Source organism: Pantoea sp. BJ2, from assembly GCF_040255075.1.
In the GTDB taxonomy this organism is placed as follows: Bacteria; Pseudomonadota; Gammaproteobacteria; order Enterobacterales; family Enterobacteriaceae; genus Pantoea; species Pantoea leporis.
In genome coordinates, this window is sequence record NZ_CP158292.1 from 2,731,915 (window position 1) to 2,752,741 (window position 20,827).

12 protein-coding genes are annotated in these 20,827 nt (G+C 57.0%); 7 read left to right on the forward strand and 5 right to left on the reverse strand.

Annotation, left to right across the window (positions count from 1 at the left end; genetic code table 11):
- Nucleotides 1-677 precede the first annotated feature (677 nt).
- The gene (locus tag AAF463_RS12725) at nt 678-2,234 is read left to right on the forward strand and encodes a TerC family protein (protein ID WP_277973800.1); all 1,557 of its coding nucleotides are present in this window, start codon (nt 678-680) and stop codon (nt 2,232-2,234) included.
- A 176-nt stretch (nt 2,235-2,410) separates the two neighbouring features.
- Here the strand turns inward: AAF463_RS12725 and asmA are convergent, their stop codons facing one another.
- The 3 genes from asmA to udk form a co-directional block, all read right to left on the reverse strand.
- Nucleotides 2,411-4,210 carry an outer membrane assembly protein AsmA gene (gene asmA / locus AAF463_RS12730; RefSeq protein ID WP_217548646.1) on the reverse strand — a complete coding sequence of 600 codons (1,800 nt, stop codon included), beginning with the start codon at nt 4,208-4,210 and terminating at the stop codon, nt 2,411-2,413.
- 76 nt (nt 4,211-4,286) lie between these two features.
- Entirely contained in the window at nt 4,287-4,868 is a 582-nt protein-coding gene (gene dcd, locus AAF463_RS12735) for a dCTP deaminase (RefSeq protein WP_007888946.1), read from the reverse strand.
- A gap of 72 nt (nt 4,869-4,940) precedes the next feature.
- Nucleotides 4,941-5,579, reverse strand: a complete 639-nt coding sequence (udk, locus tag AAF463_RS12740) for a uridine kinase (RefSeq protein WP_008104883.1) — start codon at nt 5,577-5,579, stop codon at nt 4,941-4,943.
- Nucleotides 5,580-5,809: 230 nt separating this feature from the next.
- Between udk and AAF463_RS12745 the strand changes: the two genes are divergently transcribed.
- From AAF463_RS12745 to yegD, 3 genes are all read left to right on the forward strand, one after another.
- Complete coding sequence (locus AAF463_RS12745; RefSeq protein WP_101763357.1) at nt 5,810-6,421, forward strand: phosphatase PAP2 family protein; 612 nt, start codon at nt 5,810-5,812, stop codon at nt 6,419-6,421.
- A gap of 161 nt (nt 6,422-6,582) precedes the next feature.
- The gene (locus AAF463_RS12750; protein ID WP_350260888.1) at nt 6,583-9,147 is read left to right on the forward strand and encodes a diguanylate cyclase; all 2,565 of its coding nucleotides are present in this window, start codon (nt 6,583-6,585) and stop codon (nt 9,145-9,147) included.
- Between the two features lie 77 nt (nt 9,148-9,224).
- The gene (gene yegD / locus AAF463_RS12755; protein WP_110866643.1) at nt 9,225-10,577 is read left to right on the forward strand and encodes a molecular chaperone; all 1,353 of its coding nucleotides are present in this window, start codon (nt 9,225-9,227) and stop codon (nt 10,575-10,577) included.
- A 56-nt stretch (nt 10,578-10,633) separates the two neighbouring features.
- On the opposite strand, the gene AAF463_RS12760 is transcribed toward yegD, so the two are convergent.
- Entirely contained in the window at nt 10,634-11,968 is a 1,335-nt protein-coding gene (locus AAF463_RS12760; RefSeq protein ID WP_350260889.1) for a carbohydrate porin, read from the reverse strand.
- A 218-nt stretch (nt 11,969-12,186) separates the two neighbouring features.
- Nucleotides 12,187-13,149, reverse strand: a complete 963-nt coding sequence (locus AAF463_RS12765; RefSeq protein WP_350260890.1) for an aldo/keto reductase — start codon at nt 13,147-13,149, stop codon at nt 12,187-12,189.
- A 240-nt stretch (nt 13,150-13,389) separates the two neighbouring features.
- On the opposite strand from AAF463_RS12765, the gene AAF463_RS12770 reads away from it, so the two are divergent.
- The 3 genes from AAF463_RS12770 to mdtC are packed head-to-tail and all read left to right on the forward strand — an operon-like array spanning nt 13,390 to nt 20,800.
- A complete protein-coding gene (locus tag AAF463_RS12770; RefSeq protein ID WP_350260891.1) occupies nt 13,390-14,610 on the forward strand; it encodes an MdtA/MuxA family multidrug efflux RND transporter periplasmic adaptor subunit in 1,221 nt (406 codons plus the stop codon).
- A complete protein-coding gene (locus AAF463_RS12775) occupies nt 14,610-17,732 on the forward strand; it encodes an MdtB/MuxB family multidrug efflux RND transporter permease subunit (RefSeq protein ID WP_350260892.1) in 3,123 nt (1,040 codons plus the stop codon). Before AAF463_RS12770 ends, AAF463_RS12775 begins: the two co-directional genes overlap by 1 nt.
- Complete coding sequence (gene mdtC, locus AAF463_RS12780; protein ID WP_350260893.1) at nt 17,729-20,800, forward strand: multidrug efflux RND transporter permease subunit MdtC; 3,072 nt, start codon at nt 17,729-17,731, stop codon at nt 20,798-20,800. Before AAF463_RS12775 ends, mdtC begins: the two co-directional genes overlap by 4 nt.
- The last annotated feature ends 27 nt before the right edge of the window (nt 20,801-20,827 follow it).

A 20,827-nucleotide genomic window follows, 5' to 3' on the forward strand; every position in this document is an offset into this window, starting at 1 on the left:
GGCCAAATCAATTCTCACAATAGTAAGCAAGAGAATTGTGATTAATACCAACAGATTAGTCCGACTTCCCTTACCACAGTGGCAGACCATTAAACCAAGAGAAAGGCGCTTCAGGCACGCTACCGCCCTTGGCTGTCGCTGCCAATACCGCTTTCATCCTAATTACAACTTGTTTTATGCGGCATTTTTGCGCTAATTACTGGCCGTGGTCCGCGTGCGATCACAGTTCGCAACATTAAGAGGCTAAGGAGCACGCTATAAACAACTTTGGCGCAGACATTTACTAACACGTTGCTATACTAGTTATTACTGGCTTGTTTACAAGTAGGCCCCGTGTTCCCTGCACTATTTTAGGAAAAAGACTACCAGCGATAAGTATTGATGCCAGCCCTTTCAGGCCATTCCCCTGCAAAATTCAGATTAATTCGATACTCAACCACGCAATAGACTGCATTAAAAATGCACGCGGTTATCTGCTGAAAAAAAATAATTGTCTCTTTCATTCAGGTGCAATCTTTATCCATACTTTCATCTTATCGGTGCAAATCGGCAATCAGCGATATTCTTCTCTCGTGGCTGACCCGCCAATTGACCGAGTCAGCGGCTATTTACAGGCTTAACGCCGTTTCACTATCATCAGATTAAGCGCATAACACAGACATTAAGGTGATTAACACATGTTGGAGTGGATCATTGATCCGTCGCTCTGGGCAGGATTAGTAACGCTAATCGTTCTGGAGCTGGTGTTGGGCATTGATAACCTCGTTTTCATTGCCATCCTCGTCGAAAAGCTGCCGCCGAAGGAACGCGACCGTGCGCGCATTATCGGCCTGCTTCTCGCGCTGGTGTCGCGTTTAGTGCTGCTCGCCTCACTTTCCTGGCTGGTAACCCTGACACAACCGCTGTTTACTCTGTTGCACCACGACTTCAGCGCCCGCGATCTGCTGCTGCTGTGCGGTGGTTTCTTTCTTCTTTATAAGGCCACCACCGAGTTAAACAGTCGCCTGGAAGGCGCTGACGAGGAAACCGGTCAAAATAAGAACGGTGCTAAATTCTGGCCGGTGGTGGCGCAAATAGTGGTGCTGGACGCCATCTTCTCGCTGGACTCGGTGATTACCGCCGTTGGCATGGTCAACGAGCTGCCGGTGATGATGGCGGCTGTAACGGTGGCGATTCTGCTGATGCTGCTGGCGAGTAAGCCACTGACGCGTTTCGTTAACGGCCATCCAACCATCGTGATTCTCTGTCTGAGCTTCCTGCTCATGATCGGCTTCAGCCTGGTGGCCGAGGGGTTAGGCTTCATTATTCCAAAAGGGTATCTCTACGCGGCGATTGGTTTCTCTATCGTCATCGAGATACTCAATCAGTTGGCGATGTTCAATCGCCGCCGCTTTCTCACTGCCGGCCGTCCACTGCGTCAGCGCACGTCAGAAGCCGTTTTGCGCATTCTGCGCGGCGAGGCGCAGCGTGCGGAACTGGACGCCGATACTGCTTCACTGGTCAGCGACAGCGAAGAAGGCGCGCTATTTAACCGTCAGGAACGGCGCATGATTGCGCGCGTGCTGGGGCTGGGTCAGCGCCAGATTAATAGCATCATGACGTCGCGCCACGACGTCGAGCATATCGACCTCACCGAAGATCCGGCGGAGATCATGGCGAAGCTCGATCGCAATCAACACACGCGTATTCTGGTGACCGAACAGGGCCGCGACCCGCTCGGTGTGGTGCACGTGATTGATCTCCTGCATCAATCGTTGCACAGCAAATCACTGGATTTACGCTCGCTGATTCGCCAGCCGTTAATCTTTCCTGAGCGCGTCACCTTATTACAGGCGCTGGAACAGTTCCGCAACGCGCGCACCCACTTCGCCTTTGTAGTGGATGAGTTTGGTTCGGTGGAAGGCGTGGTCACGCTGAGCGACCTGATGGAAACCATCGCCGGCAATCTGCCGAATGAAGGGGAAAAAATCGATGCGCGCTATGATATTCAAGTGCTGCCCGACGGCGGTTGGGTGGCGAATGGTCATATGCCGTTAGAGGATTTAGCCGTCTACGTGCAGCTGCCACTTGATGAAAAGCGCAATTACCACACGCTGGCAGGATTACTGATGGACAGCCTGCAACATGTGCCGCAGGAAGGCGAAGAGTTACAGATCGGTGATTATCTGCTGCGAACGTTGCAGGTAGAAAATCACCGCGTGCAGAAAGTGGAGATAGTGCCAATAGCACCGTAATAAACCAGGTCGCCATAAATGGCGTAATGCTTGTCAGTTAAAACATGAAAACCCTAATTACCGAGCGCACACATTGTAGCGGCGCAATTCATTGCGCGATAAATCGCGCCGCTACGGAATGTGCGGTAATTTGATACGGCGCTTAACTGAGCGGCATTGCGCCATAAATGGCGCCCCTACGGCTGCTTCGCCGGTTGTTGGCGATCCAGCCACTGATTGAGCCGCGACTTCGCTTCGCTTTGCAGTTGCTGACGCACCACATCATCCACCGGCAACGAGTACTGCAGATTATTCCAGCCGCCGTACATGCGCAGCGGAATAGTTTGCTGGTTCAGCAGCGCGGCTAATTTATCGTCGCCCTGCCAGCCGCGCAGCATCATATTAATGGTGACGTCGAGCTGCTGTTTAACCATATCGACATTGCCTTTGGTCTGCACCGCCAGACGACTGTTGCCGCCCTGCAGATCCGGCAAGCTGAAGATGCCTTGCTTGAGACTCACGCGCCCACTCAACTGCTGAATGCCCTGGTCGTCGGGTTGATCGTTGGTGACACGATTACTGACGCGCGCCACCGCACGGCGCACCATCTGCTGCAGATTCAGCTGCGAAAGCTGCAAATTAGTGGCTTCCAGATCCGCACTGCCCTGCCAGTTACGTTTTGCCTCTTCAATGCTCAATCCAGCACCGCTCACATCGCCTTGCAGTGAAACCGTGCCTTGCAGCGTTTCTGGCAGTTCTAATGCTTTCAGCAGCGGCGCAATGGCGATGTTATCCAGCTCAGGCTGGAATGCCACTTGCGTCACCGGTTTGCGGATATCCACCGAACCGGGAACGGAGAAATGGCCTTCGCCAAATTTGCCTTGCAGCTTACTCAGCGTCATCAAACCTTGCTGATTGCTGGCATCGATCTGCAAGTTGGTCAGCGTCAGGCCGCGCCACACGCTGCTATCGGCGGTGAGATTGAGCGTCAAATCCAGCTGATTCAGCGGCGAGTCGCTGTTGTCACGCATTCGCGGTTCAGCAATCACTGGCGTGCTCACCACATTGGCTCGCTGCGGCGCGCTGCTATCCGTCACCGGTGCATTCGCCATCAACGCGTCGATGTCTAAACGGGTGGCGTGTAGCGCCAGATTAAGCTGCTGCGGCAGCGCCAGACGCCCCTCGGCGCTGCCATCCAGTGCGCTGTCATTGGCGGTGAGCTGCATCTTCTGTAGGGAAAAACGCTGATTGTCACCGTTCCATTCGCCCTGCCCGCTCAAGGTGCCTTTGATGCCCTGCGTCGGCAGATTGGCGCCGTCGATGGCGTAATTCAACTCATCCAGTTGTCCGACCAGACGATGCGGATATTGCGCCACATTCATTTGCCCTTTGAGATTGACGCTAACATTGCGCTGATTACGCGAAATTCGGGTAGCCAGGTTGATGCTAGCCTGTTTGCTGGCATCCTGATCGAGGTTGAGATTGAGGTCGCGGAAATTATACTCGTCGCCGCCGGGCTGCTGCCAAATCAGCAGGCTGTCGGCGAGACGCAGTTTGCCAATCGTGAATGACCAGCCGTTATCGCTGCTGCTCACCGGCTCGGCATCACCCGGGCCCACTGGCGCGCCGCTCGGCTTTTGTGCAGCGCTGTCTGGCGTGACGCGGATGATGGCGTTTTTCAGCATCACCTGGCTGACGCTCAGTTGATGCGATAACAGCGGCCAGAGATGGACATCCAGGCGCATATTATCGGCGGTGACCATCGGCTGCGTCGCGCCAGGCGCGGTCAGACTCATGCGTCCGGCGAGAATGCTAAGCTGCGGCCAGACGTGCCAGCGCAGATCGCCGCCTACCTGAAGCTGATAACCACTGCGCTGTTCTACCTGCTTTACCATGTAGGTACGAAAGTCGTTGGGATTGACCAGCAACACCAATGCCGTCATGCCCGCTACCACCACCACTAACAGGATGGCCAGCGTTGTTATCACTCTTCTCATCACATCCTCATTGCCTTCATACTTCACGTTGCAGCAGCGTTGGCTGCACTCGCTCACCCCGGCCACTTACTGATAGTCAGTCTTTGTCGATGCGGCTGGCATCCGCGCCCTGCTGACCACGATATTTGGCATCTTCGCGACGGTTATACGGTCGCGCAGCTGGGCCCGACAGCGGCTCAAAGCTCAATGCACCAATCAACATGCCTGGACGCAGCGCCAGCGGCAGTTTGCCTGAATTATAGAACTCCAGCACGATGCGGCCTTGCCAGCCCGGATCGATACGGTGCGCCGTGACGTGCACCATTAAACCCAGGCGTGCCAGCGAAGAGCGGCCATCCAGCCAGCCGACCAGATCGTCAGGAATGGTGACCGATTCCAGCGTTACCGCCAGCGCCAGCTCGCCAGGATGCAGGAAAAAGGCTTCGCCTTCCGGCAGCACAATCTCGTCGCTCATCACACGGTCCAGCGCGGCACTGACTTCATGCTTTGGACCACTCAAATCAATAAACGCCGCCGTATGACCGCTAAAAGTGCGGAACTGATTGCCGAGGCGCACATCCACCGTGGCGCCGTTGATGCGTTCCACTGGCGGGCGCGGCTCAATCGCCAACTTTCCGTTGTCCAGCCAGGCTTCAATATCGCGATCGCATAATCTCATCGCAGGTACTCCATGAATTAAGTGTAGCGAATGGCTACGACAGCGCGTCACGCCGGGGCGGACGCCATGTCGTCAAAGATACTGATTAATCTTGGCCTTGAGGATATCAATGGCGATACGGTTTTTTCCGCCGCGCGGCACAATGATGTCAGCGTACTGCTTGGAAGGTTCGATAAATTGCAGGAACATCGGACGCACGGTCTTCTGATACTGGCTCATCACCGAATCCATGGAGCGACCGCGCTCATTCACATCGCGCTTCATGCGGCGCATCAAACAGATATCCAGCGGCGTATCGACGAAGATAGAGAAATTCATCTCCTGACGCAGGCGGGCATCGGTTAACAGCAAGATGCCTTCGAGAATGATGACTTTCTTCGATTTGAGATGAATACAGTCGCTGGTGCGGGTGTGCTCAACATAGCTGTAAACCGGCAACTCAATTTCCTGACCAGCTTTAAGCGCGCGCAGATGCTGCAACAACAGATCATGATCCATCGCACTCGGATGGTCATAGTTGGTTTTCACCCTCTCTTCCATAGTGAGGTGGCTCTGATCTTTATAGTAGGCATCTTCGGGGATCACACCGATATGCTCGTCACCGACCTGGTCACGGATTTCACGATAGAGCGTGCTGGCGATAAGACTTTTTCCGGATGCGGATGCACCTGCGATGCCAACGATCACGCACTGATGAGACTTGTCAGTCATACTTTTTTAAGACCTGATAACTGGAGCCTGCCTAAGCCGAAGCTGCAACGGGCCGAATGAGAGGGTTAGTTGGCGGCAATTATAGGTATTTCACCGGGTTGATGCCAGAGAAATGGGCCAACGGCTTTTCAGAATATCCCCTTTTGCAGCCAGACGCTTAATCGATACACTGTTCATCTGCCAACACTGCAGCCGGCGTTGGCACTCCGAATATAGCCGCAAGGAAAAGTATGAGCTGGAAAACCCTGACCTATTTTGGCGACAGCATGTTGCTGATCCCGACCGCGGTGATCATCGCGCTGGTCTTGCCATGGAAAAGCGACAACCGCCAAACCGTCTGGTATTGGGTGCTGGCGTTTGGTCTGGCTGGCCTGGTGGTGAGCGTCTCGAAAATCCTGTTTCTCGGCTTTGGCATTGGTAGCGCCCGATTCAACTTTACCGGCTTCAGCGGCCACAGCGCGATGTCGGCCACGCTCTGGCCGGTGATGATGTGGCTGATCTCCGGCCGCTGGTCGCCGCGCTGGCGCCTGTTTACCATTGGCATCGGCTATCTGATCCCGTTGATGGTTGGCCTGTCGCGCCTGGTCATCCACGCGCACTCCAAAAGCGAAGTGCTGGCGGGCCTGATGCTTGGCTTTACGCTTAGCACCGCATTCCTGCTGACGCAGCGCCGCACTTCGCTGAAGGGCTTTAGCCTGCCGCAGATTGGCGTCGCGCTGCTGGTGCCGCTGTTGCTGCTGAGCCACGGCCGCGTCGCCACCACGCAACAGTTCCTCGAACGCTTCTCTGCCAATCTTGCCGGCTTAGAAAAGCCGTTTACCCGCGCCGATCTTTTTCGCTAATCCCGTTTGGCCCTTTGCGCGCAAAGGGCCAATCAATTCAGTGAATAACGACTAAAGTCGAATTCCCCGCAGACATCTCAAACAGATGTGCTAGCATGCAAAATAGTGATTGATTGGCGCATTTTCCATCGTGAATCAGGTGCGCGCTGCTGGATTCTTGCATGACCCTCGAGATACTAACTTCACAGGAAAGGCCACAGCGAACCTGGCTCAATGCCTTGCTCATTGGCGGGCTCACTTTTCTACTGACGCTATTTTGCCTGGAACTGATTGTTGTCAGTGGCCGTATTTCGCCGCTTTGGTACTCCACCGCGCTGATGACGGTGATCGTGTTTCGCGCCCACTCCAAACACGTTCCCTTGCTGCTGCTTGCCTGCGTACTGGGTACCGCGTTGGCCAATCTGATCATTATTGGTCCCGCACTCAGTAACATTAAGTTCGCCATCTTAAATATGGTACAGGCGATTCTGGGCGGCGTGATGCTGCGCGCGCTGCTCGATCGCCGCGCCCCGCTCAATTCGTTACTCGACTGGGTGCGCTTTGCCCTGTGCGCCGGCCTGATTGCGCCGCTGTTAGGTGGCGTCGTGGCATTGTGGATGCTGCATGTGGGCAGCAATGCGTCACTGCCCTTCTTCTCGACGTGGGTGATTTCTGAGGTGATCGGCGTGCTGGCGTTTGGCCCGGTGTTATTGCTGTGGCCAAATAAACCGCTGCGCCAGATTTTGACGCCAGGCCGTCAGTTGGAAACCGGCCTGACGCTGCTTGTCACGCTGCTCGCCAGCTATTTGTCGCTGCGTTTTCTGCCGTGGCCCTTCACTTTTATTGTGGTGATTCTTTTTTGGTGCTCGGTGCGGCTACCCAAGTTCGAAGCGTTTCTGCTGTTCTTCCTCAACGCCAGTTTCATCTCGATTCTGCTGGCCTTTAACTGGGTCAACCTGGCGCAAAACGGCATGCTGCTCGGCCAGGTCAGCACATGGCTGCCATTTCTGTTGGTGCTGCTGCCGAGCCACGTGATGGCGCTGGTGATGGATGCCTTCCAGCGCGAGAAGCATCATATCAGCGAGAGTGAAACCCGCTTCCGTAACGCTATGGAATACTCCGCGATTGGCATGGCGCTGGTTTCGCCGAATGGCGGTTGGCAGCAGGTCAATCATTCGCTGTGCCAGACGCTGGGTTTCCCGGCCGATGAGCTGAAAAAGCTCACCTTCCAGCAAATCACCCATCCCGACGATCTCAACAACGATTTACAGCAGCTGGAGCGATTGGTGGCGGGTGAAATCATGACCTACACCATGGAGAAGCGCTATTTCCGCAAGGATGGCGAAATCGTCTGGGCGCGCCTGACGGTATCGATGGTGCGCGACGCCGCGCAACAGCCGCACTACTTCATCGCGCAGATTATCGATATCTCCGAATTGAAGCAGAGTGAGCAGATTAATCGACGCTTGATGGAGCGCATCACGCTGGCCAATGAAGCTGGCGGCATTGGCGTCTGGGAGTGGAATCTGCTGACCGGCGAGATGTTGTGGGACAAGCGCATGTATGAGCTGTTTGGCTTAAGTCCGCACCAGACGCCCACCTACGATCTGTGGGTGCATCTGCTTGATCCGGCCGAGCGGGAAACCGCCACGCTTGCGGTGCAGCAGGCCATCGAACGCCGCAGCGCTTTCCAGCTGGAATACCGGATTAATTTACCGGAAGGCCCGCGCTACGTGCGCTCTGAGGCCAACCGCATTCTGAGTCAGGATGGTCAGATTGAACGTATGCTCGGCATCTGTCAGGACATCACGCCGCTGCGCGCGCTGAATGAAGCGCTGTTCCAGGAAAAAGAGCGCATGGCGATCACCCTCGATTCCATCGGTGAAGCGGTGATCAGTACCGATGATGAAATGCGCGTCACCTTTATGAATCCGGTGGCCGAAACGCTGAGCGGCTGGCCACAGGAAAAAGCCGCAGGCGTACCCATTACCGAACTGCTTCACATCACGCGCGGCGCGAGCGGCCCGCGCGTCGATAATTTGCTGTTGTGCCAGCTGCCGGACGAAAAAATCTCTCCCGAACTCGATGAAGAGCTGGTGCTGCATACACCAGACGGCACGCGCGTGGAGATCCACTACAGCATCACGCCGCTGAAAACCCTGACCGGCGCCAGCATCGGCGCGGTGATGGTTATTCAGGACGTCAGTGAATCGCGCAAGGTGATGAAGCGCCTGAGCTACAGCGCTTCACACGATATGCTGACGCGCCTGCCAAATCGTCACAGCTTCGAGCAGCGTTTGAAGCAGTTGGTGAATGATGCGGCGGCCAACAATACCCATCACGTCTTGGTATTTATCGATCTGGATAAATTCAAGGCGGTGAACGATACCGCCGGGCATGCCGCCGGGGATGCGCTGCTGCGCGAACTGGCAGAGCTGATGCCGCATCATCTGCGCAGCAGCGATATGCTGGCGCGTTTGGGCGGCGACGAATTTGGCGTGCTAATGCCGAATTGCGAAGTGGATCAGGTGCGCGACGTGGTGCAGCGTATCGTCACCGCCGTGAGCGAATATCGCTTTATGTGGCAGGAGCAGACTTATCATGTCGGCGCAAGTGCCGGCATCACGCAAATTGATCAACGCAACTGCATCAGCAATGTGGTGATGTCACAGGCCGATGTCGCCTGTTACAGCGCAAAACACGCGGGCCGTGGTCAGTATCACGTTTATCAGGAAGTGCAGATGTAATCTGCCACGTCTGCCCATTGCCAGCCCGCGCTGGCTGCGCTAAAGTCGCCCCCTTTTTTCCGGCATGGGGGATAAATATGTTTATCGGATTCGATTACGGCACAGCAAACTGCTCAATTGCGGTCAGCGATAATGGCACGCCGCGCCTGCTGACACTGGAGAATGGTCAGCGCCTGCTTCCCTCCATGATTTGCGCGCCAACGCGTGAAGCGATCAGCGAATGGCTGCATCGCCATCATCAAGTCCCAACGCCCGACAGCGAAGGCACCGCCTTATTGCAGCGTGCGCTGCGCTATAACCGCGAAGAAGATATCGACGTCACGCCAGGCAGCGTGCAGTTCGGTTTGACCGCGCTGCAGCAATATATGGTCGATCCCGAAGAAGTGTGGTTCGTGAAGTCACCGAAATCCTTCCTCGGCGCTAACGGCCTGAAGCCACAGCAGATCGCCTTCTTTGAAGATTTGGTGTGCGCGATGATGCTGCACATTCGTCAGCAAGGCGAAACCCAGCTCGATCGCCCGATTGAGCAAGCGGTGATTGGCCGCCCGATTAACTTCCAGGGTTTAGGCGGCGAAGAGGCTAACCAGCAGGCGCAGGGCATTCTGCTGCGTGCGGCACAGCGCGCCGGTTTTCGTGATGTGGAGTTCCAGTTTGAGCCGGTGGCGGCGGGCCTCGATTTCGAAGCCACGCTGCAGAAAGAGACGCGCGTATTAGTCGTCGATATCGGCGGTGGTACCACCGACTGCTCGATGCTGCTGATGGGGCCGGAATGGCGTCATAAAACCGATCGCCGTGAAAGTTTACTTGGCCACAGCGGATGCCGCGTGGGCGGAAACGATCTCGACATTATGCTGGCGTTTAAAACCCTGATGCCGCTGCTGGGGCTCGGTGGCAATACGCAAAAAGGCACCGCGCTGCCCGCGCTGCCGTGGTGGAATGCGGTGGCTATCAACGACGTTCCGGCACAAAGCGACTTCTATTCCGCGGCCAGCGGCAAACTGCTGCGCGATTTGATTCGCGATGCTGAACACAGCGACAAAGTGGCGCACCTGCTGAAAGTTTGGCAGCAGAAGCTGAGCTATCGTCTGGTGCGTGCAGCGGAAGAGAGCAAGATTGCGCTGTCGGAGGTGAAAGAGACCGATGCCTCGCTGGCGTTTATCGCGGCGCAATTGCAGGCGCAAATTAGCGCTGCGCAGCTGGAAGAAGCGATTAATCAACCGCTGGAGCGCATTCTGGAGCAAGTGCATCTGGCGCTCGCCACCTGCGAAACCAAGCCGGAAGTGATTTATCTCACCGGCGGTAGCGCACGTTCTCCGGTGTTGCGTGCGGCGTTACAGCAGGCGCTGCCCGATACGCCTATCGCCAGCGGCGATGATTTCGCCTCGGTGACCGCCGGCCTCGCCCGCTGGGCTGAAGTGATGTTCAGATAATCCCCTCTCCCTGCCCTCTCCCAAAGGGAGAGGGCAAAGTCACAGATTCTGCCAGATTAGAAATTCACGTTCGCACTGATCCCACCCACAAACGCATCTTTCACTTCACTTACCGCCCCCGGCGCCACCACATATTGCAGGTTTGGACGCAATTGCAGCCATTTGGTCAGCTGCGCGTTGTAGTAGATCTCATAGTTATACTCTGATCCATCCTGAATCGGCAGATAGGTTGGGCTATTGAAGTCGGTCTCACCGTTCGCGTTGTTCTGCTCACGCTGCGAACGCGTGTAAGCGCTGTTAACGTGAATACGTGCCGCACCCACACCAATCTCATCCTGCGGACGCGCATCAAACGGCCCTTTCCAGGTGAAGCTCACCGACTGATAGTTATCCGTTTTCGAGGTTTTATGGTCGTTCATCACCGCTTGAACGGTGACGCCCAAACCACGGCTGGCATCGCCGCCCTGCGCGGTCAGCTGCTGTTGCAACAGCACGTAGCCACCGTATGCGTGATCCTGGCTTTGATAAGCCCCATCGCGCCAGCTGCCGTAGTTGTCGCCGTTAGCCGAAGAGTAGTAATAGCCGATACGGTAATTACCCGGCAGCTTGTCGGCACCTAACGTTGGTTTCCAACCCAACTCTACCGGCACCAGATTGCCTTCGGAGTTGCTGGTATCAAGACGGAATCCGTCGCCGCGATCGTAGTTGGCGCGGTTCTGGTTATAGAAGCCCACCTGGAAGAACACTTCAGGTGTGATATTCACCTTCACGCGGCCGCCCCATTGGGACACCGGCCAGTTGAACCAGCGATCGCCACGCCAGTTACCGGCCTGGCCGCTACCGAACGCCAGGTTCTGGAACTTACTGTCAAAGTTATCGAAATCTTCACCGACGGTAACGCGACCGGCTTTCAGGTTCACGGTGTTATCGAACAGACCTTTGCTTAACCAGAACTGGGTTAAACGCCAGGTTTGGCCGCGTCCGTACACTTCCTGAGTGGAGGACAACATGCCGGTGCGACGATCGGCGACCTGGTCGGAAATGTTCTGACCATTACGATCGGTAATCGTCATCTGGAATTGCGCATCCTGCCAGTTGAGCAGTTTTTCCAGGTCGAAGTTAGCGCCAAACGCCCACTGATCGCTGTAGCGCATTGAGGTGTTGGTATCGGCGCCGCCCGCCAGATTGGAGCCGCTTTCCATGGTGTAGTTAACGTCGAATTTTATGCCGTCATTTTCCAGCTGCGTTCGGTAACCGCCCCAATCACCAAACGTATAGGGAGAGTCGTAACTGAAAGCATCAGCGGCCAGCGCAGATGCACTCAGCATCGCAAACATCAGAGTTCCCGCTGCCAGGCGGGGTAAATGCTGCACTGCTTCTTTTCTGTTCATGATGGTTATTCTTATATGAAGTTACTGGAATGGATCGAACAGAGGATAGTGCTGAGGATTTGTCAGTTTTTGCAAATATGTGCGCAGTTTACCGCAGGATGATAGTGCGTTAGCGCAATTGTGACGTCTGTCGATGATTGAAAATCTTTTGTAATAAATGGCATTTTTTGTGAGGCAGAGCTGGAAAATAGCGGGACGCCGCAGCGTCCCTGAAAACCTTACAGTTTGCTGGCGCTCGCCAGCTCTTCGATCTCTTGCTTGCTGAGCTCGAGCTGGGTGGCTTTCACCAACTCATCCAACTGCTCCAGCGACGTGGCGCTGACAATCGGGGCGGTAATGCTCGGACGGGCAATCTGCCACGCCAGCGCCACCTGCGTTGCCGACACATCGTGCGAGGCGGCGACATCTTCCAGCGCTTCAATAATGCGCTTACCGCGTTCATTCAGGTACTTGTCGACGATGCCCTGCCCGCGCTGACTTTTGCTGGCATCCTCTGGCTTTTTGTACTTACCGCTGAGGAAGCCGCTGGCCAGCGAATAGTAGTTAATCACGCCGAGGCCATTTTTCACCGCAACCTGCTCCAGACCGCTTTCATACTCCTGACGATCGTAGAGATTGTATTCCGGCTGCAGGGTTTCATAGCGCGCCAGGCCATGTTGCTTGCTCACGTCCAGCGCTTCCTGCAGACGTTTAACGTTGTAGTTAGACGCGCCAATGGCACGCACTTTGCCCTCTTTGATCAGCGAATCAAAGGCTTTCAGCGTCTCCAGCAACGGCGTCGCGTCATCATCGCGGTGCGCCTGATAAAGATCGATGACGTCGGTTTGCAGGCGGCGCAGCGAATCTTCTACCGCCTGACGAATGTAAGCCGGCTTGAGGCCGGTTTTCTCCGGCGACAGCTCCATGCCGACTTTGGTGGCCAGCACGATGCTGTCGCGCTTGCCACTTTTCTTCAGCCATTTACCGATGATGGTTTCCGATTCGCCACCTTCGTTACCCGGCGCCCAGCGCGAATAAACGTCGGCGGTATCGATGAAGAACAAGCCCTTCTCCACCAGCGCATCAAGCAGGGAAAATGAGGTTTTCTCATCCACCGTCCAGCCAAACACATTGCCGCCAAAGGTGAGACGGGGAACTTCAATACCGCTGTCGCCGAGCTGGCGGAGTTTCTGTTGACTCATTTTGTTCTCCTTATTCAAACGAGACAGGTCTGTATTGAGCTTAGCAAAGGAAATTGCCGCGCTTATGCCTATTGCTGGCAGAATATTTACAGAATATGAATACTTACCTTCAATGGGGCGATATTCTTATTTCCTTCAATTTTTGCCCGGTCCGGGCGATTACAATCATTCGTTTGCGAAATGGCTATTTTTATATTTCGCATTGGGGAAAACGAAAAATGCTGGAGAGCACACGCCTTGATGAACCGTCGAATTAAAACAAGCTTACTGGCCGTAGCCGTGATTGCCGTGCTGGCGGGCGGCTATTATTGGTGGCAGCATCCAGCGGAACCGAATAAACAGCCGCAGGCCGAAGGTCAGCAGCAGCGTGGTCGCGGCGCAGGTGGCAAACGCCCCTTAGCGCCAGTGCAAGCCGCCGCTGCCACCACCCAAAGCGTGCCGTATTTCCTCAGTGGCCTTGGTACCGTGACCGCCGCCAACACCGTTACGGTGCGCAGCCGCGTTGACGGCCAATTGATGGCGCTGCACTTCCAGGAAGGAGAGCAAGTGGCCGCTGGCGCGCTGCTGGCGGAAATCGATCCGCGCCCTTATCAGGTGGCATTAACTCAGGCGCAGGGCCAACTGGCAAAAGACCAGGCTACGCTTGCCAACGCGCGCCGCGATCTCAGTCGCTATGAAAAACTGGCGAAAACCTCGCTGGTATCGCAGCAGGAACTCGATACGCAACGTTCGCTGGTGAGCGAAACGCTCGGCACCCTTAAAGCTGATGAAGGCAACGTCGCCAGCGCCCAGCTTAATCTCACCTACAGCCGCATTACTGCGCCGATTGGTGGACGGGTCGGCTTGAAGCAGGTGGATGTCGGCAACTACATCACCTCCGGCGATACCACCGGATTGGTGGTGATCACCGAAACGCACCCCATTGACGTGGTGTTCAGCGTCGCCGAGAACAACATCAGCCAAATCCTCAAGGCGCAGAAAAGCGGACAGCCGCTGATCGTCGAAGCCTGGGATCGCAGCAACAAAACGCTGCTGACCAGCGGCACGCTGTTGAGCCTCGATAACCAGATCGATGCCACCACCGGCACCATCAAACTCAAAGCACGCTTCAGCAACGAAGATGACACGCTGTTCCCGAATCAGTTTGTCAATGCGCGTCTGAAAGTGGACACCTTGCAGGATGCGGTGGTGATCCCCACCGCCGCATTGCAGATGAGCAACGACGGTCACTTTGTCTGGGTGGTCAACAGCGACAACAAAGTGAGCAAAAAACGCGTTACCGCCGGTTTGCAGGATAGCCAGAAAGTGGTGATCAGCGCGGGCCTCGAAGCAGGCGAACGCGTGGTGACCGACGGGCTCGATCGCCTGACGGAAGGTGCCACCGTTGAAGTGGTGGCACCGCAAAGCGTCGCGACCCACAGCACGCGCGCTGCGCAGCCCGCACGCGGAGAGCGTCAATAATGCAGGTGATGCCTCCTGACAGCAGCGGTGGACCTTCGCGCCTGTTTATTCTGCGCCCGGTCGCCACCACGCTACTGATGATCGCCATTCTGTTAGCCGGCGTGCTCGGCTACCGTTTTCTGCCGGTTTCCGCGTTACCTGAAGTCGATTATCCGACCATTCAGGTGGTTACGCTCTATCCCGGCGCTTCTCCCGATGTGGTGACCTCCTCCATTACCGCGCCGCTGGAACGCCAGTTTGGCCAGATGTCCGGCCTGAAGCAGATGGCGTCGCAGAGTTCGGGCGGCGCGTCGGTGGTGACATTGCAGTTCCAGCTGACGCTGCCACTGGATGTTGCCGAGCAGGAAGTACAGGCAGCGATCAACTCCGCCACCAATCTGCTGCCGAGCGATCTGCCCAATCCACCGGTCTACAGCAAAGTAAATCCGGCCGACCCGCCGATCATGACGCTCGCCGTCACCACCACCAGCATGCCGCTCACGCAGGTGCAGGACATGGTGGAAACGCGCGTGGCGCAGAAGATTTCTCAGGTTTCGGGCGTGGGTTTAGTCACGCTGTCGGGCGGGCAACGCCCTGCGGTGCGCGTGAAGATGAACACCCAGGCGCTGGCTGCGCTCGGCCTGACCAGCGAATCGGTGCGCACCGCCATTACTAACGCTAACGTCAATTCGGCGAAAGGCAGCCTCGACGGCCCAACGCGCTCAATTACGCTGTCGGCCAACGACCAGATGACCTCGGCGGAAGATTATCGCAAGCTGATCATCAGCTATAACAACGGCGCGCCGGTGCGACTGGGCGATGTGTCGACCATCGAACAAGGTGCCGAAAACAGCTGGCTGGGCGCCTGGGCGAACCGTCAGCAGGCGATTGTGCTCAACGTGCAGCGCCAGCCCGGCGCCAACATCATCGCCACCGCCGATAATATTCGCGCCATGCTGCCCGGATTAACCGCCACGCTGCCGAAATCGGTGGAGGTGAAACTGCTTACCGACCGCACCACCAACATCCGCGCGTCGGTCAGCGATACCCAGCACGAACTGATGCTGGCGATGGGTTTGGTGGTGATGATCATCTACCTGTTCCTGCGTAACGTTCCGGCGACCCTCATTCCCGCCGTCGCCGTGCCGTTGTCGCTGGTCGGCACCTTTGCCGCGATGTATTTCCTGGGCTTCTCGATCAACAACCTGACGCTGATGGCGCTGACCATCGCCACCGGTTTTGTGGTTGATGACGCCATCGTAGTGATCGAGAACATCTCGCGCTATATCGAAAAGGGCGAAAAGCCGCTGACGGCGGCGCTGAAAGGCGCGGGCGAGATTGGCTTTACCATTATCTCCCTCACCTTCTCGCTGATTGCGGTGCTCATTCCGCTGCTGTTTATGGGCGATGTGATTGGCCGCCTGTTCCGCGAATTCGCCGTGACGCTGGCGGTGGCGATTTTGATCTCCGCCGTGGTGTCGCTGACGCTGACGCCGATGATGTGCGCCCGCATGTTAAGCGCTGAATCGCTGCGCAAGCAGAACCGCTTCTCGCGGGCCAGCGAAGCGATGTTTGACCGCATTATTGCCCGTTACGGACGCGGCTTAACGCGCGTGCTGCTGCATCCGTGGATCACCTTATCGGTAGCGCTCGGCACCTTGCTGATCACCGTGTTGCTGTGGATCATGATCCCCAAAGGCTTCTTCCCGCAGCAGGATAACAGCATTATTCAGGGCACCTTGCAGGCGCCGCAGTCGGTCTCTTACGCCAACATGGCAGAGCGCACGCGCGATGTCGCCTCGATCATCATGAAAGATCCGGCGGTGCAGAGCATGACCTCGTTTGTCGGCGTCGATGGCACCAACGCTGCGCTCAACAGCGCGCGCCTGCAAATCAACCTGAAGCCGCTGGATGAGCGTGACGATCGCATTCCGGCTGTGCAGCAGCGTCTGCAACAGGCGTTAGCCAAAGTGCCCGGCATTTCCCTGTGGCTGCAGCCGGTGCAGGATTTGACCATTGATACCCAGGCGAGTCGCACGCCGTACCAGTTCACGCTGCAATCTGGTTCGCTGGAGTCGCTGAGTTTGTGGGTGCCGAAACTGCTGGCGCAACTTAACACGCTGCCGCAACTGCGCGACGTCAGCAGCGACTGGCAGGATCAAGGTCTGGAAGCTTTTGTAAGAGTCGATCGTGACAGCGCCAGCCGCCTCGGCATCAGCATGGCCGACGTGGATAACGCGCTGTATAACGCCTTTGGCCAGCGCCTAATCTCCACCATTTACACTCAGGCCAACCAATATCGCGTGGTGCTGGAGCAGAACAGCGATGCCACGCCAGGACTGGCGAGTCTGGACGGCATTCGCCTGACCAGCAGCGACGGCGGCAGCGTGCCGCTTAGCGCCATCGCGCAGATTGAGCAGCGCCACGCCGCGCTCAGCATCAACCATCTCGACCAGTTCCCGTCGGCGACCTTCTCGTTTGATGTCGCGGAAGGGTATACGTTGGGCGATGCGGTGAAAGCGGTGAGCGCAGCGGAAGATCAGGTGGGCATGCCCGCCGAAATGATGACGCAGTTCCAGGGCAGCACGCTGGCCTTTGAAGCGGCGCTGTCCAGCACCGTGTGGCTGATTGTGGCGGCGGTGGTGGCGATGTATATCGTGCTCGGCGTGTTGTATGAGAGCTTTATCCATCCCATCACCATTCTCTCGACGCTGCCCACCGCCGGTGTCGGCGCGCTGCTGGCGCTGATGCTGAGCGGTAATGAGCTGGATATCATCGCCATTATCGGCATTATTTTGCTGATCGGTATCGTGAAGAAAAACGCCATCATGATGATCGACTTCGCGCTGGCAGCGGAACGTGAGCAAGGCATGCCGCCGCGCGAGGCGATTTATCAGGCGTGCTTGCTGCGTTTCCGCCCGATTCTGATGACCACATTGGCGGCGCTGCTCGGTGCACTGCCGCTGATGCTGAGCACCGGCGTTGGCGCGGAGTTGCGTCGTCCGCTGGGCATCGCCATGGTGGGCGGTTTGGTGGTGAGCCAGGTGCTGACGCTGTTCACCACGCCGGTGATCTATCTGCTGTTTGACCGCCTGTCGCACGCTACGCGCCGTCGCTTTAAGCGCCCGGAGGCGCAGTCGTGAAGTTTTTCGCGCTGTTTATCCATCGTCCGGTCGCCACCACTTTGCTGACGCTGGCGATTGCGCTGGCCGGTATTCTCGGCTTCCGTCTGCTGCCGGTGGCGCCGCTGCCACAGCTGGATTTCCCGGTGATTTTGATTTCGGCTTCGCTGCCCGGTGCGTCGCCGGAAACCATGGCGGCATCGGTGGCAACGCCGCTGGAGCGCTCTCTGGGACGCATCGCGGGCGTCAGCGAAATGACCTCCACCAGCTCGCTGGGCAGCACGCGTATCATTCTGGTGTTCGATTTTGATCGCGACATCAACGGTGCGGCGCGCGATGTGCAGGCGGCGATCAACGCCGCACAAAGCCTGCTGCCAACCGGCATGCCGAGCCGTCCCAGCTATCGCAAAGCCAACCCTTCCGATGCGCCAATCATGATCCTGACGCTGACCTCAGACATTTATAATCCCGGTCAGCTGTATGATTACGCCTCAACGCAACTGGCGCAGAAACTGTCGCAGATTGAAGGCGTGGGCGATGTGACGGTCGGCGGCAGTTCGCTGCCGGCTGTGCGCGTTGAACTCAATCCGCAGGCGCTGTTCAACCAGGGCGTATCACTGGATGCGGTGCGCACCGCCATCAGCAACGCCAACCAGCGCCGTCCGCAGGGCGCGATTGATGACGTGCAGCAGCGCTGGCAGTTACGTACTAATGGAGAATTGCAAACCGCCAGCGAATATCAGCCGCTGGTGGTGCACTACAACAACGGTGCGGCGGTGCGCCTCAGCGATGTCGCTAACGTGCAGGATTCGGTGCAGGATGTACGCAACGCCGGGATGACCAACGGTAAAGCGGCGGTGCTGCTGGTGGTGCGTAAATCGCCGGAAGCCAACATCATCGATACCGTCGATCGCATTCGTGGCGAATTGCCGGAACTGCATGACGTGATCCCCGCTGCCATCGATCTGCAAATTGCGCAGGACCGTTCGCCAACGATTCGCGCCTCGCTGCATGAAGTGGAGCAGTCGCTGATCATCGCCGTCGCGCTGGTGATTCTGGTGGTGTTTGCCTTCCTGCGTGACTGGCGCGCCACGCTGATCCCCGCCGCTGCGGTGCCGGTTTCATTGATTGGCACCTTCGCCGCCATGTATCTGTGTGGCTTCAGCCTGAATAACCTGTCGCTGATGGCGTTGACCATCGCCACCGGATTTGTCGTCGACGACGCCATTGTGGTGCTGGAGAACATTGCGCGCCACGTCGAAGCGGGCATGAAGCCGCTGCAGGCGGCGCTGACCGGCGTGCGCGAGGTCGGTTTTACCGTGCTGTCGATGAGCCTATCGCTGATTGCCGTGTTCCTGCCGCTGCTGATGATTGGCGGCATTATTGGTCGCTTCTTCTCGGAGTTCGCCATCACGCTGTCGGTGGCGATTCTGATCTCGCTGTTTATCTCGGTCACGCTGACGCCAATGATGTGCGCCTATCTGCTGAAACCGCAGGTCAAACGCAGCCAGCCGCGTCTCCGCGGTTTCGGCAAACTGCTGATGAAAGTGCAAAACGGCTACGCGCGCTCATTGGGTTGGGTGCTGAATCACGCCATTTGGGTGCTGATGTTGCTGCTCGGCACCGTGGCGCTCACCGTGTGGCTGTTCATCTCGATCCCGAAAACCTTTATGCCGGAGCAGGATACCGGTCGCTTACAAGGTTTTATCTCGGCGGATCAGAGCATTTCGTTCCAGGCGATGCGCGGCAAGCTGCAGGATTTCATGAACATCATCAAAGCCGATCCGGCAGTGGATAACGTCACCGGCTTTACCGGCGGTTCGCGCACTAACAGTGGCTCGATGTTCGTCTCGCTCAAGCCACTCTCCGAGCGCAGCGAAAGCGCGCAGGAAGTGATCGCCCGGCTGCGTATCAAGCTGGCGAAAGAGCCCGGTGCCAATCTCTATCTCAACGCGGTGCAGGACATTCGCATTGGCGGACGTGAGTCCAACGCCAGCTATCAGTACAGTTTGCTGTCGGATAACCTGAATGATTTGCGCGAATGGGAGCCGAAAATCCGTCAGGCGTTCGCCGCCCTGCCCGAACTGGCGGACGTTAACTCGGATCAGCAGGACAACGGCAGCGAAATGAATCTGACTTACGACCGTGAAAGCATGGCGCGGCTCGGCATTGATGTCTCTGCCGCTAATGCCCTGCTGAATAACGCCTTTGGTCAGCGCCAGATCTCCACCATCTATCAACCGCTCAACCAGTACAAAGTGGTGATGGAAGTTGATCCGCGCTACACCCAGGACATCAGTTCACTCGATCAGATGTTTGTGATTAACAGCGACGGCAAAGCGATTCCGCTGAGCTGGTTTGCCAAATGGCAACCGGCCAACGCGCCGCTATCGGTGAACCACGAAGGCTTGTCGGCGGCGTCCACCGTTTCCTTCAACCTGCCGGAAGGCGTATCGCTGTCGCAGGCGTCTGAAGCTATTGACCGCACCATCACCGCGCTTGGCGTGCCTTCCAGCGTGCGCGGCAGCTTTGCCGGCACCGCGCAGGTGTTCCAGCAGTCGCAATCCAATCAGCTCTACCTGATGCTGGCGGCGATTGCGGCGGTGTATATCGTGCTGGGCATTCTGTATGAGAGCTACGTGCATCCGCTGACCATTCTCTCCACGCTGCCGTCGGCGGGCGTCGGCGCGCTGCTGGCGCTGGAGCTGTTCAACACGCCGTTCAGCCTGATTGCGCTGATCGGCATTTTGCTGCTGATCGGTATCGTGAAGAAGAACGCCATCATGATGGTCGACTTTGCGCTGGATGCCGAGCGCAACGGCAATCTGTTGCCGCGCGACGCGATTTTCCAGGCGTGCCAGCTGCGTTTCCGCCCGATTCTGATGACCACGCTCGCCGCACTGTTTGGCGCACTGCCGCTGGTGCTGACCAGCGGTGACGGCGCGGAGCTGCGTCAGCCGCTCGGCATCACCATCGCCGGGGGTTTAGTGATGAGCCAGCTGCTGACGCTCTACACCACGCCGGTGGTCTATTTGATGATGGATAAGCTGCGGCGGCGTAAGAAAAAGGTTCAGTTAACCGCTAAATGACCTGCTACATACGCTTGCTATGTAGCA